The organism is Empedobacter sp. ULE_I140 (assembly GCF_053482575.1).
In genome coordinates, this window is the sequence record NZ_JBQMTX010000001.1 from 3092660 (window position 1) to 3105867 (window position 13208).

A 13208-nucleotide genomic window follows, 5' to 3' on the forward strand; every position below is an offset into this window, starting at 1 on the left:
GCTCTGTCAAAAATAAACACTTTTCTTTTTTAACGATGTTTAAATATACAATCGAAAATAAAAAAAGACCAACACATTTGTTAGTCTTTTTGTTAATATTAATAATAATTTGTTTTTTCTAATTGCTTTTCATCAATTGGATCTTCATCCAAATAGCGTTCTAAACTATCATCCAATTCTTTCATCCAAGGTGTGTGATGTTTTTCTGCTTTCGTTTCGTCCATAACAGAGGTATAGGTTTTATCTCGATAAGTTAAAATATTTTCTTCTTTATCTTTTAACCAAGATTTGAACATATTAGCAACTTTATCCAAATCGAACATAGGATAATCAGTTAAATGAATTAAATCCTTCAAATAATCAGTTTGAAAATCAACATGATCATCAGCAGAAATCGATTGTTTTTCATAATCAATCCATTTCTGAATATCTTTTTGAATTTCTTCTTTTGAAGGTAAATTAATTCGTCCCAAAATATAATCACGTGCAAACCATGCTTGCGCATCAAACATATTAAATGTGTAATATTGATCCTGCATTCCCAAAAATAACAATTGAGCATTTACATCTGATATTACACCTTTATACATTCCTTCTGGATACAAACAATTTTTGGTTTTTAAACGCAAATTATCTGGTAAAAACGGAAATTTGTGTTGATAACCTGTACACATAATTACTGCATCAAACTCTTTTGATGTTCCGTCTTTGAAAAATGCTTTCTTATCTTCAAAATGTGTCACCAAAGGCAATTCTTCTATTCCATTTGGCCATTTACAATCAATTGGATTTGTACGATAAGAAATTGTGACCGATTTAGTTCCGTGTTTATAACATTGTACCGCAATATCTTCTGCCGAATAACTACTACCGATCAATAAAATTTCTTTACCTCTAAATGGATCAGCTCCACGAAAATCATGCGCATGCATTACATTTCCTGTATAATTCTCGATCCCTTTAAAATAAGGCATATTTGGTGTAGAAAAATGTCCAGTTCCGACAATTAAATAATCGAAATATTCTTCGAAAGTTTGATTTTTCTTTAAATCATCAAAAACAACGCGAAATTGTTTTTTATCCTCTACATAATCTACCCACCTTGCAACGGTATTAAACTGAATGTACTTTCGCGCATTACTTTGTTTAATTCTTCCTTCTATATAATCGAATAATACTTCTCTAGGTGGATAAGAAGATATTGTTTGACCAAAGTGTTCAGAAAATGTATAATCTGCAAATTCTAAACATTCTTTTGGTCCATTCGACCATAAATATTTATACATACTGCCATGCAATGGCTCTCCGTATTTACCTACTCCTGTACGCCAAGTGTAGTTCCACATTCCCCCCCAGTTGTCTTGCTTCTCAAAACATTTAATTTCTGGAATTTTGTTACCTTTTTTCTCTTCTGACTCAAATGCTCTTAACATTGCCAAACCACTTGGTCCAGCCCCGATAATGCCTACTTTTAAACTCATGAATTGTTTTTAATTAAACTTATATGAACTACTCAACTATCTCTCAATAGTAATTGATTTTTATGCCTGAAACGACCTGATATAGAAAAAAACATCTATAAAAATTGTGTAAAACAGAATAGAATGTGTAATCTAATGATTACAACATATAAAGAGATAGAAAACCTCTTGCTGAATAAATAAAATTTTATTCAAAATTAAATTATTCTTCAATGTACTAAAATTATAGCAGATGTACAAATATTTATGAAACATAATAATAAGCTTAATTATTATAGCGTTCCCTTCGGTCGGGCTATCCGTTGCAATCTTTTGTAGAAGAAAATTGGAAGTGATTACAGGAAAATCCAATTTCTACAAAAGGATTTCCACTACTATCCCTAACGCGGGTTGTAAGTTCTGAGTTTTGAGTAATAAGTTATAAGACGTAAGATTTAAGACTGACAATAAAAATCTAAACAAACTAGGAGTGTTATCGAGTTATGAGTAGTAAATTTTAAGTTAGTTGTAAAAAGGAAGCTTCCTTTTTATTAAGAAGAAGCTTCTCGTTGACTAATTAGAAGCTTCTTGTTGGATGAAAGCAAGCTTCTTGTTTTATAAAACATAGTTTTGAGTTAGCGTAAAGCTTACAGCCTTCAGCCTAAAGCGAAAACCATAAATACAAAAAAGCCTCAAGAAATAAATCTTGAGGCTTTTAATAAAAACTGGCGACGACCTACTCTCCCGTAAGTAACAGTACCATCGGCGCAGGCAGGCTTAACTTCTCTGTTCGGAATGGGAAGAGGTGAGCCCTGCAGCTATAGTCACCCTAATATTTTTGTATAGGTCTTAGTTCCTAGTATATTTTGACATTATTAGATAGCTTTATGCATTAAGCTTAAAGCTTTAGGCCTAAAGCCTTCACACAATCTTTGGTATTACTCTATTAATCCAAATAAGATTAACTAACCTTCTCTATGACGATTAAATCAATCTTAGTATTTAATCTTTTTTATTTTTGATATTGCTATCATTAGCTTTGATTCGTTCTACTTTTTTAGAAAAAGTCTATGGGTAATTAGTACTACTCGACTATGACATCACTGCCTTTACATCTATAGCCTATCAACGTTGTAGTCTACAACGACCCTTTAAAGAAGTCTTATCTTGCGGCGAGTTTCGCACTTATATGCTTTCAGTGCTTATCTCTTCCAAACGTAGCTACTCAGCGGTGCACCTGGCGGCACAACTGATACACCAGAGGTTTGTTCAACACGGTCCTCTCGTACTAGAGTCAACTCCGCTCAAACTTCTAACGATCACAACAGATAGAGACCGAACTGTCTCACGACGTTCTGAACCCAGCTCGCGTGCCACTTTAATGGGCGAACAGCCCAACCCTTGGGACCTTCTCCAGCCCCAGGATGTGACGAGCCGACATCGAGGTGCCGAACCTCCCCGTCGATGTGAGCTCTTGGGGGAGACTAGCCTGTTATCCCCGGAGTACCTTTTATCCTTTGAGCGATGGCCCTTCCATACGGAACCACCGGATCACTATGTCCTGCTTTCGCACCTGATCGACTTGTTGGTCTCACAGTCAAGCACCCTTATGCCATTACACTCTACGCACGGTTACCAAGCGTGCTGAGGGTACCTTTGAAAGCCTCCGTTACTCTTTTGGAGGCGACCACCCCAGTCAAACTACCCACCATGCACTGTCCTTCCATAAAGAAGTTAGGCTCCAAGTAAATAAAGGGTGGTATTTCAACAATGACTCCACAATACCTAGCGATACTGCTTCATAGTCTCCCACCTATCCTACACATTATTTACCCGAAGTCAATACAAAGCTATAGTAAAGGTTCACAGGGTCTTTTCGTCCCGTTGCGATTAACCGGCATCTTCACCGATACTACAATTTCACCGAGATCATGGTTGAGACAGTGCCCAGATCGTTACACCATTCGTGCAGGTCGGAACTTACCCGACAAGGAATTTCGCTACCTTAGGACCGTTATAGTTACGGCCGCCGTTTACTGGGGCTTCAGTCAAAACCTTCGAGTTACCTCTAAGCTCCTTCCTTAACCTTCCAGCACCGGGCAGGTGTCAGACCCTATACGTCATATTTCTATTTTGCAGAGTCCTGTGTTTTTGATAAACAGTCGCCTGGGCCTTTTTACTGAGGCTGACATTGCTGTCAGCGACCTTTCTCCCGAAGTTACAGGTCTATTTTGCCTAATTCCTTAACCATGAATCGCTCGAGCGCCTTAGGATACTCTCCTCGACCACCTGTGTCGGTTTACGGTACGGGCTGCACATCTCGCTATTTCTTGGAACAATTTTCAGAGGATTATCACTCTAACCGAAGTCTTCGTGTACTATCCCTACTTTACGTAGGTTCAACGTACTATTCCGTCAGTACGCACCTCCTACAATCATTCGTCACTTTTATTGAGTGCAGGTACGGGAATATTAACCCGTTTGCCATCCACTACCCCGTTAGGGTTCGTGTTAGGTCCCGACTAACCCTCAGCTGATTAGCATAGCTGAGGAACCCTTAGTCTTACGGCGAATAAGTTTCTCACTTATTTTATCGTTACTCATGCCTACATTTTCTTTTCTAAAAGCTCCACCATCCATTACCAGATGACTTCTGCGCCGTTAGAATGCTCCCCTACCAGTAGTACTAATGTACTAATCCATAGCTTCGGTAATATGCTTATGCCCGATTATTATCCATGCCGGATCGCTCGACTAGTGAGCTGTTACGCACTCGTTAAATGAATAGCTGCTTCCAAGCTAACATCCTAGCTGTCTATGCAATCCAACCGCGTTTTTTCAACTTAGCATATATTTGGGGACCTTAGCTGATGGTCTGGGTTCTTTCCCTCTCGGACATGGACCTTAGCACCCATGCCCTCACTGCCTAGAAACATATATTAGCATTCGGAGTTTGTCAGGAATTGGTAGGCGGTGAAGCCCCCGCATCCAATCAGTAGCTCTACCTCTAATATACTTTACTAAACGCTGCACCTAAATGCATTTCGGGGAGTACGAGCTATTTCCCAGTTTGATTGGCCTTTCACCCCTACCCACAGGTCATCCGAAGACTTTTCAACGTCAACCGGTTCGGTCCTCCACTTTGTGTTACCAAAGCTTCAACCTGCCCATGGGTAGATCACAAGGTTTCGCGTCTAATACTACTGACTATAGCGCCCTATTCAGACTCGCTTTCGCTACGGCTCCGCACCTGAAGTGCTTAACCTTGCCAGCAACATTAACTCGTAGGCTCATTATGCAAAAGGCACGCCGTCACACTTACGTGCTCCGACCGCTTGTAGGCGTACGGTTTCAGGTTCTATTTCAACTTTCTATTCGAAATGCTTTTCACCTTTCCTTCACAGTACTAGTTCACTATCGGTCTTTGAGGAGTATTTAGCCTTGGAAGATGGTCCTCCCATATTCGGACAGAATTTCTCGTGTTCCGCCTTACTCGTTATCAACTATATAAAAATTTCACTTACGGGACTATCACCCTCTACGGTTAACCTTTCCAGGTTATTCTGTTATCCTTATAAAGTCTTTAGGGCTAATCCGCGTTCGCTCGCCACTACTTACGGAATCTCAATTGATTTCTTTTCCTATTGGTACTTAGATGTTTCAGTTCCCAACGTTCGCTCTCTAATAAATTAGAGTGACATGCCTTCAACATGCCGGGTTGTCCCATTCGGAAATCTACGGATTAATGCGTATGTGCCGCTCCCCGTAGCTTATCGCAGCTTATCACGTCCTTCATCGCCTCTCAAAGCCTAGGCATCCGCCGTACGCCCTTTGTAACTTTTTTCTCGATTTAACCGTCATATTATTGAGCGGTTATGTTAATCTTACTCGTTTTCTTGATTAATTGTATACCTTTATAAAACTTTAATTTATTTCTAAATCTGTTTGTTTTTGATTGTATGCGATTATAAATAAATTTATAATCTGTTTCTAATAATGTCAATGAACTCTTCTGCTTTAGACGAATTTCGAAATTCGTTTATCGCTTCGTGGAGAATATCGGAGTCGAACCGATGACCTCTTGCGTGCAAGGCAAGCGCTCTAGCCAGCTGAGCTAATCCCCCTCTTTACTATATTAGTAGTCTCAGGCAGACTCGAACTGCCGACCTCTACATTATCAGTGTAGCGCTCTAACCAGCTGAGCTATGAGACTCTTTAATACTCTTAAAGAGTGGTCTTTTTAGTTGTAAGATTTTAGTATTGAGATATGAGTATTTAGATTTATCTAAGTTCTCAATTCTAATATCTAACTTCTAATATATTTATAAATATTACAGAATAAAAAGCCGAATCAAAATCAATCTTCTTACAATAGAAGAAAATTCGTCGTTCTCTAAATATGAGATGTTCCAGCCGCACCTTCCGGTACGGCTACCTTGTTACGACTTAGCCCTAGTTACCAGTTTTACCCTAGGCAGCTCCTGTTACGGTCACCGACTTCAGGTACCCCCAGCTTCCATGGCTTGACGGGCGGTGTGTACAAGGCCCGGGAACGTATTCACCGCATCATGGCTGATATGCGATTACTAGCGATTCCAGCTTCATAGAGTCGAGTTGCAGACTCCAATCCGAACTGAGATAAGTTTTTGAGATTCGCATCTTGTTGCCAAGTAGCTGCCCTCTGTACTTACCATTGTAGCACGTGTGTAGCCCAAGACGTAAGGGCCGTGATGACTTGACGTCGTCCCCACCTTCCTCGCGGTTTGCACCGGCAGTCTCATTAGAGTCCCCGTCTTTAAACGCTGGCAACTAATGATAGGGGTTGCGCTCGTTGCAGGACTTAACCTAACACCTCACGGCACGAGCTGACGACAGCCATGCAGCACCTTGCATTCTGTCCGAAGAAAAAACTATTTCTAGTTCTGTCAAATTGCATTTAAGCCTTGGTAAGGTTCCTCGCGTATCATCGAATTAAACCACATGCTCCACCGCTTGTGCGGGCCCCCGTCAATTCCTTTGAGTTTCATTCTTGCGAACGTACTCCCCAGGTGGGATACTTATAACTTTCGCTTAGCCACTGAATCCGAAAACCCAACAGCAAGTATCCATCGTTTACGGCGTGGACTACCAGGGTATCTAATCCTGTTCGCTCCCCACGCTTTCGTCCATCAGCGTCAGTTAATGTTTAGTCACCTGCCTTCGCAATTGGTGTTCTGCGTAATATCTAAGCATTTCACCGCTACACTACACATTCCAGCAACTTCAACATCACTCAAGACTAACAGTATCAATGGCAGTTTCATAGTTAAGCTATGAGATTTCACCACTGACTGATTAATCCGCCTACGGACCCTTTAAACCCAATAAATCCGGATAACGCTTGCACCCTCCGTATTACCGCGGCTGCTGGCACGGAGTTAGCCGGTGCTTATTCTTCTGGTACCTTCAGCTACTTACACGTAAGTAGGTTTATCCCCAGATAAAAGTAGTTTACAACCCATAAGGCCGTCATCCTACACGCGGGATGGCTGGATCAGGCTTCCACCCATTGTCCAATATTCCTCACTGCTGCCTCCCGTAGGAGTCTGGTCCGTGTCTCAGTACCAGTGTGGGGGTTCACCCTCTCAGGCCCCCTAAAGATCATCGTCTTGGTGAGCCGTTACCTCACCAACTAACTAATCTTACGCATGCCTATCCTACTGCGATAAATCTTTCAAAATCTAATGATGCCATTAAATCTGTTATAAAGTATTAATCCTCCTTTCGAAGGGCTATCCTTTTCAGTAGGGCAAGTTGCATACGCGTTACGCACCCGTGCGCCGGTCTCTAGTTCCCGAAAGAACTATACCCCTCGGCTTGCATGTGTTAAGCCTCCCGCTAGCGTTCATCCTGAGCCAGGATCAAACTCTCCATTGTAATTTTTCTTTTGGTATTGCTACCTATGTTTTTACAACTTCGAATTTCCTATAGCTCCATTATTAAAGGATTGACTTCGTTTTATTCGGCTATTTTTTCTTCTGTATATTTTATAATTTCAAATGAACTTCTCATCTTAGCAAATCCTCTCGGTATTTGCGGTTGCAAAGGTAAAACTTATTTTTTAACTAACAAAATTTATTTTGATAAATTTTTAAAGTTTTTATTTCAACAAGTCAAATTTACTCTCACTTTCAAACTCCTTTCGGAATCGGTTTGCAAAGGTAAAACTTATTTCTAAACTCGCAAATTTATTTTTAAATAATTTTTAGCGATATATAAGTCCTTATGTCAACTACAATACTACTCGTCTTTCGTATTGAGGTTGCAAATATACAACCCATTTTTCCGAACTTCCAAACATACTTTACATTTATTTAACATTCGACTCTTAAGTTACTGGTACAATGGAAAATATTTTTTGATTTTTTTAGATATGAGATGTGAGATATTAGATTTTTAACGAGAAAAGCACGCTTTTTGAGTTACTATTTTGGGTTTACGAGAGGAAGATTGCGCGAACAGTAAGCCATTTTTACGCTCATTACGCTAAATTGACTCTCGCCTTTTCAGCAAGTTTTCTATATGAAATTTCAAAGCTATCATGTTTTTAATTGTAGAAATTTGTTTTATTTCATAATATAATTGTCTCTTTCAAGATTTGAATGGACAGTTATCTAAATAATATTAATAACCCGTAGTGCATTTAGGTAATATTAATTTTTAAGTTGTTAATATTTCTATTTTGGTTTCTGTTTATTGATTGAATAATAGTAAGCGTTAGTATTTTTGATAGTATCCTTGTTTTAAACCCTTCAAAAGTCTTTGCATAATTTCGTCTAATCATAAACTGATCGCATAGTTGAGAAAATAAAGTTTCAATTCTTTTTCGATACTTTTTGAATGGATAAAACTGAGGTTTATACTCTTTTTGATTGGATCTTTTCGGTGTTTCTAATCGAATATTAGCTTCATTAAATAAGTCAATTTGAATTGTTTGCGACAAATAGCCTCTGTCACCAAGTAGCACACAATCTGATAGTTGAGATTTTATATCTTTCAAAAAATGAATATCATGAACAGATGCGGGACTGATATCAATACTCTGGAAAACACCATTTAAAGAACAAACAGCATGAAGTTTATAGCCATAAAAAGACATTTGCTGAGAAGCACAAAAACCTCTATTTGGTGCGCTATACTGATGTTCTTTGCAAATTTTAGAGCGATTAATTCTTGCTATTTTACACACCTCCAACGGCATACTATCAACAATAAAACAATTTTCAAATTCATTAAATTCTTTCGCTAATTTAAGTCGAATACTATTAATTTGCTCTGATAATCTACGTTTTCTACGATTGTAAATACTACGCTCAATTTTACAACTTAGCGCTTTAGGAAGATTTCGAAATAAATGATTTTCACTATCAATACCCATAAATTCAGCTGTTAAAACAAGACTTATGAGTTCTAAATTAAAAAGTTTAGGTCTTCTACGTTGATAAATTAAAAGTGTATCTGTGGAAATTTTTCGTAGAACTTCCAATATTCTTTCGTAATTTGCAAGTAAGTTGTTCATTGTAAATATTTTGTATTCAAATTAATTTACTTATTTTCAATTAAATGGACTACTTTATTATTTATTAATCAAATGTATAACAGGTATAAAGCTTTAGTTATAATACGATCTTTGAGTTTAATAATAATTTACAATTTTTAAAATATGTAGCTTAACTTATACTATAAAATTCAGGGGATATCCATCTACCTGTGATTTTACAAATGTCGCAGTTGCTATAAGTGTAAAAACAAATAAAACTTTTTTCATATTTTTTGAGTTAACAAAACCATCGTAAATTCAGTAAAAAAACTTTCAAAATCATGAATTACATGCATTTAATACATAAAATAATTATTATAGGTTATAAAAAATATAGACTCCGCTATTCAAGCGGAGTCTATCATGATTTATTTCATATTATTTTAAAATTAGATGACTTCTGCAACAATAAATGTACTACCTCCAACGTAAATCATGTCATTTTCTGTTGCATTTGATTTTGCAGCAATTAATGCCTTTTCTACAGTATCAAAAAAGTGTTTATCGGTAATATCTTCTGGTATGATTTTATACAAGTCGTCAATGTCATATTTTCGAGGAACATCTGGTTGACAGAAATAATAAGTTGCTTTTTTAGGAAAGAAATTTAAAATAGATAAAACATCTTTATCATTCACAAATCCTAAAACCAAATGCAATTGATTATAAGCTTGCTCATTTATTTGTTTTGAAACCTCTGCTAAACCATGTGGATTATGCGCAGTATCAGCAACAATTAATGGGTGTTGTCCTAAAATATCCCAACGTCCGCGCAAATTTGTATTCTTTACAACATTCAATAAGCCATTCGTAATATTTTCAGGAGAGACTGCCCAACCTTGTTTTTGCAATTGTTCAATAGCGGTTAAAACGGTACGTTTATTTTTGATTTGATAAGACCCTTTCAAATCTGAAGCTAAATCTTGAAAATGTTTTTCTTCAGCAAAAATGATTTTTGCATTTCTATCTTTCGCTACTTGTTCAAAAATTGTTTTTGTCTCTGCTGTTGTTTCACCAATTACAACCGCTGTATTTGGTTTTATGATACCAGCTTTTTCAAATGCAATTTTGTCCAATGTATCACCCAAAAATTGTGTATGATCTAAACCAATGTTCGTAATCACAGAAAGTTCTGGTAAAATAATATTCGTTGAATCTAATCGTCCGCCCAAACCAGTTTCTATAATCGCTATATCAACTTTCTGTTGTGCAAAATATTCGAAAGCCATCGCAATTGCAATTTCAAAAAAAGATGCTTTTTGATCAATTATTTTTTGCTCATGCTTATTCACAAAATCAATCACAAATTCTTCATCAGCCATTTCTCCATTTACACATATTCGTTCACGGAAATCTTTGAGATGTGGAGAAGTTGTCAAACCTGTTTTATAACCTGCTTCCTGAAAAATAGAGGCCAACATATGAGACGTACTTCCTTTACCATTTGTCCCTGCAATATGAACCGTTTTAAACTTAGTTTGAGGATTTCCCAAATACTCGCATAACGCTGTAATATTTGTTAAATCTGCTTTCATTGCTGATGCTCCAACACGTTGAAACATTGGTAAATTTGTAAACAACCAATCGATTGTTTCTTGATACGTTCTCATTTATTCAAAAATTTTACACGAAGTTACGGAATCATCTTCAAAAAAAAATCGAATTTCTCCGAAGAAAAATTCGATTCTATTATTTATGAATTGACTATTCTTAATCTGAATAATCTTGTTTTGTAGTTAATAATATTTTTAAAACAATAAATCCAACAATAGCAGCTGTTAACGAAGCTACTAAAATCATCAATTTCGCTTCATTTATATAACTTGGGTCTTTGAAGGCCAACATCGAAACAAAAATAGACATTGTAAATCCAATTCCTCCTAAAATTCCGACACCAAAAACTCGTTTGAAATTTACTGCTGTAGGTAATTCACACAATCCTAATTTAACCGCAATCCATGTAAATAATGTAATTCCGACTGGTTTTCCGACAACTAATCCTAAAAAAATACCCGAAGCTAATGGAATACTAAAATGCGCTAATCCTCCGCCATCAATTCTAATTGCTGTATTTGCTAAGGCAAATAAAGGCAAAATAATAAATGCGACTGGTAAATGTAAAGCATGTTCCATTTTAGCTGAAAGTGATTTAGAATCGTCCTTATCAAATGGAATTGTAAATGCAACCAAAACTCCCGCAATTGTAGCGTGAATACCCGAATGCAACATAAACCACCAAACAGCAATCCCTCCAATGATATAAGGAATCATTGATTTTATTTTTAATTTATTTAAAGCGAAAAGACCTAATAAAATGGCTATTGCAATTCCGAATTGTGTAAAATCTAAAGGTAATTCTGGGTTTGGATAAAATAATGCAATCACGATAATTGCTCCTAAATCGTCAATCACAGCTAAAGCTGTTAAAAATACTTTTAATGATAATGGAACTCTTTTTCCTAACATAGTTATAATAGCAACAGCAAAAGCAATATCTGTCGCCATCGGAATTCCAAAACCATGAATGGTATCCGTTCCTTTATTCGTAAAAAAGAAAATAAATGCAGGAATTAACATTCCTCCCAAAGCTGCAAAAACAGGTAAAATTGCTTTTTTAGTATCCGACAATTCACCTACAAAAACTTCGCGTTTTAATTCTAAACCAATCAAGAAAAAGAAAATAGCCATCAAACCATCATTAATCCAATGTGAAAAATGATGACCAAATAGATTAATTTCCCAAATAGAATCATAAGATTCTGCAATTGGTGAATTGGCTAATAATAAAGAAAACGCAGTACAGAAAATCAATAAAATTCCTCCTGAGGTTTGGCTATGAAAAAATTGGTTAAAAAGTTTAGAAACTATCATTATATTTTTTTTAGTTTGGTAAAAATAATGAACTCGTTTTTAACCGCCTAATCTAAACGAAACAATAAGACCTAAATTATCATTTATATAATCTTCAAAATACTTTTTTGATACCAATTACTAAAATTAAACATCTTTTCGATGATAAAAACGAATATGAAAGGTAAAATCAGCAAGAAATAATTATGAGATTGAATGATAAAAAAACTACAAAACATTAAAAATCTAATATGTTCTAAATACGGTACCCATCTTTTTTGTTCTAATTGTGCACCAATATTTATAAATGTAATCAAGACAAATACAACGAAGAAACCTTTGGTTAAATTATCAAATTGATCAAAGTAATATGTTAGAATACTCATCGCAAAAAACGATAAAATCAATTGTAAATTAATATAACCTTTGTATTTGAAATGATAACTATTCACTTTATTCTTAGACATCCATTTCTTTTCAATAATTGGTCTTATTTCCTGATCCATCACTGCTGGACTACCAAAATATATCGTCAATTTTTCTTTAATGGAGGATTTTCTTCGAGCAGCTTCATACAACTCTAAATAATAATGAAAATGTTGCCACAAAAAACTGTAACTATTGATAGGATGCGTCAATCCATATCTTGGTTTTTCTTCTTCTTTCTGAAAAGTACCAAATAATATGTCCCAAAAAACAAATACATCTCCATAATTTTTGTCCAAATATTTTTCGTCAGAAGCATGATGAACACCATGAAGAGAAGGTGTTATAAAAATATATTCAATCCATTTTTGTTTCTCCAAAATCTGCGTATGCGTAAAAAAAGAATACACGCCATGAACCACCAAAATCGTCATCACTAAATTTGGATGAAAACCAATAAAAGGCAAAATACACCAAAAAATATTGCGAACAATTGCTTGCAAAGTCGTTATACGTGCCGCCACCGTAAAATTAAATTCTTCGGATTGATGATGCACAATATGGGCTCCCCAAAAAATATTGACTTCATGTCCCAAACGATGATACCAATACCAAACAAAATCTGTCGCTAGAAGCATCACAACCCAAATCCACCAAGCATTTGAAATATCTAAAAGACGATAATTTTCGTAAATCCAAACATACAAATTGTAAAAACTTACCGTAATAAAAAGATTCAATAATCGTTCTGCAATTCCTATTGAAATATTAGAAACCGAACTTTCATACTTATAAATATTCTTTAATTTTTTCTTTTTAACAACTACATATTCAAGCCATAAAAAAAGAAAAAAAGCTGGTAAAGCAAAAGCTAAATACTCGGGATGATTCAT

General features: G+C 36.0%; 5 protein-coding genes, 2 tRNA genes and 3 rRNA genes. All 10 read right to left on the minus strand.

Annotated elements, in window-relative coordinates; translation table 11 throughout:
• Positions 1-98 precede the first annotated feature (98 nt).
• The 10 genes from ACTS9J_RS14945 to ACTS9J_RS14990 all read right to left on the minus strand — a co-directional run bounded on the left by ACTS9J_RS14945 (position 99) and on the right by ACTS9J_RS14990 (position 13208).
• Complete coding sequence (locus ACTS9J_RS14945) at positions 99-1481, minus strand: NAD(P)-binding domain-containing protein (protein WP_221856503.1); 1383 nt, start codon at positions 1479-1481, stop codon at positions 99-101.
• Between the two features lie 702 nt (positions 1482-2183).
• Positions 2184-2292 (minus strand): 5S ribosomal RNA (gene rrf / locus ACTS9J_RS14950).
• Between the two features lie 226 nt (positions 2293-2518).
• A 23S ribosomal RNA gene (locus ACTS9J_RS14955) occupies positions 2519-5304 on the minus strand.
• Between the two features lie 206 nt (positions 5305-5510).
• A tRNA-Ala gene (locus tag ACTS9J_RS14960) sits at positions 5511-5584 on the minus strand.
• A gap of 15 nt (positions 5585-5599) precedes the next feature.
• Positions 5600-5673: transfer RNA gene (locus ACTS9J_RS14965), tRNA-Ile, on the minus strand.
• A gap of 184 nt (positions 5674-5857) precedes the next feature.
• A 16S ribosomal RNA gene (locus ACTS9J_RS14970) occupies positions 5858-7376 on the minus strand.
• The 16S, 23S and 5S rRNA genes sit together here with 2 tRNA genes alongside, the layout of an rRNA operon.
• 766 nt (positions 7377-8142) lie before the next feature.
• Entirely contained in the window at positions 8143-9018 is an 876-nt protein-coding gene (locus ACTS9J_RS14975) for an IS982 family transposase (RefSeq protein WP_448353422.1), read from the minus strand.
• A 410-nt stretch (positions 9019-9428) separates the two neighbouring features.
• Complete coding sequence (locus ACTS9J_RS14980; RefSeq protein WP_416411043.1) at positions 9429-10649, minus strand: bifunctional folylpolyglutamate synthase/dihydrofolate synthase; 1221 nt, start codon at positions 10647-10649, stop codon at positions 9429-9431.
• Positions 10650-10749: 100 nt separating this feature from the next.
• A complete protein-coding gene (gene nhaA / locus ACTS9J_RS14985; RefSeq protein ID WP_448353423.1) occupies positions 10750-11910 on the minus strand; it encodes a Na+/H+ antiporter NhaA in 1161 nt (386 codons plus the stop codon).
• An 83-nt stretch (positions 11911-11993) separates the two neighbouring features.
• Positions 11994-13208 (minus strand): sterol desaturase family protein, encoded by a 1215-nt coding sequence (locus ACTS9J_RS14990; RefSeq protein WP_448353424.1) that lies wholly within the window; start codon positions 13206-13208, stop codon positions 11994-11996.

Coding starts and splice junctions, on each gene's coding strand:
- ACTS9J_RS14980 (WP_416411043.1), bottom strand. CDS start 10,649: ATGAGAACGTATCAAGAAACAATCGATTGGTTGTTTACAAATTTACCA.
- ACTS9J_RS14990 (WP_448353424.1), bottom strand. CDS start 13,208: ATGAATCATCCCGAGTATTTAGCTTTTGCTTTACCAGCTTTTTTTCTT.
- ACTS9J_RS14975 (WP_448353422.1), bottom strand. CDS start 9,018: ATGAACAACTTACTTGCAAATTACGAAAGAATATTGGAAGTTCTACGA.
- ACTS9J_RS14945 (WP_221856503.1), bottom strand. CDS start 1,481: ATGAGTTTAAAAGTAGGCATTATCGGGGCTGGACCAAGTGGTTTGGCA.
- nhaA (WP_448353423.1), bottom strand. CDS start 11,910: ATGATAGTTTCTAAACTTTTTAACCAATTTTTTCATAGCCAAACCTCA.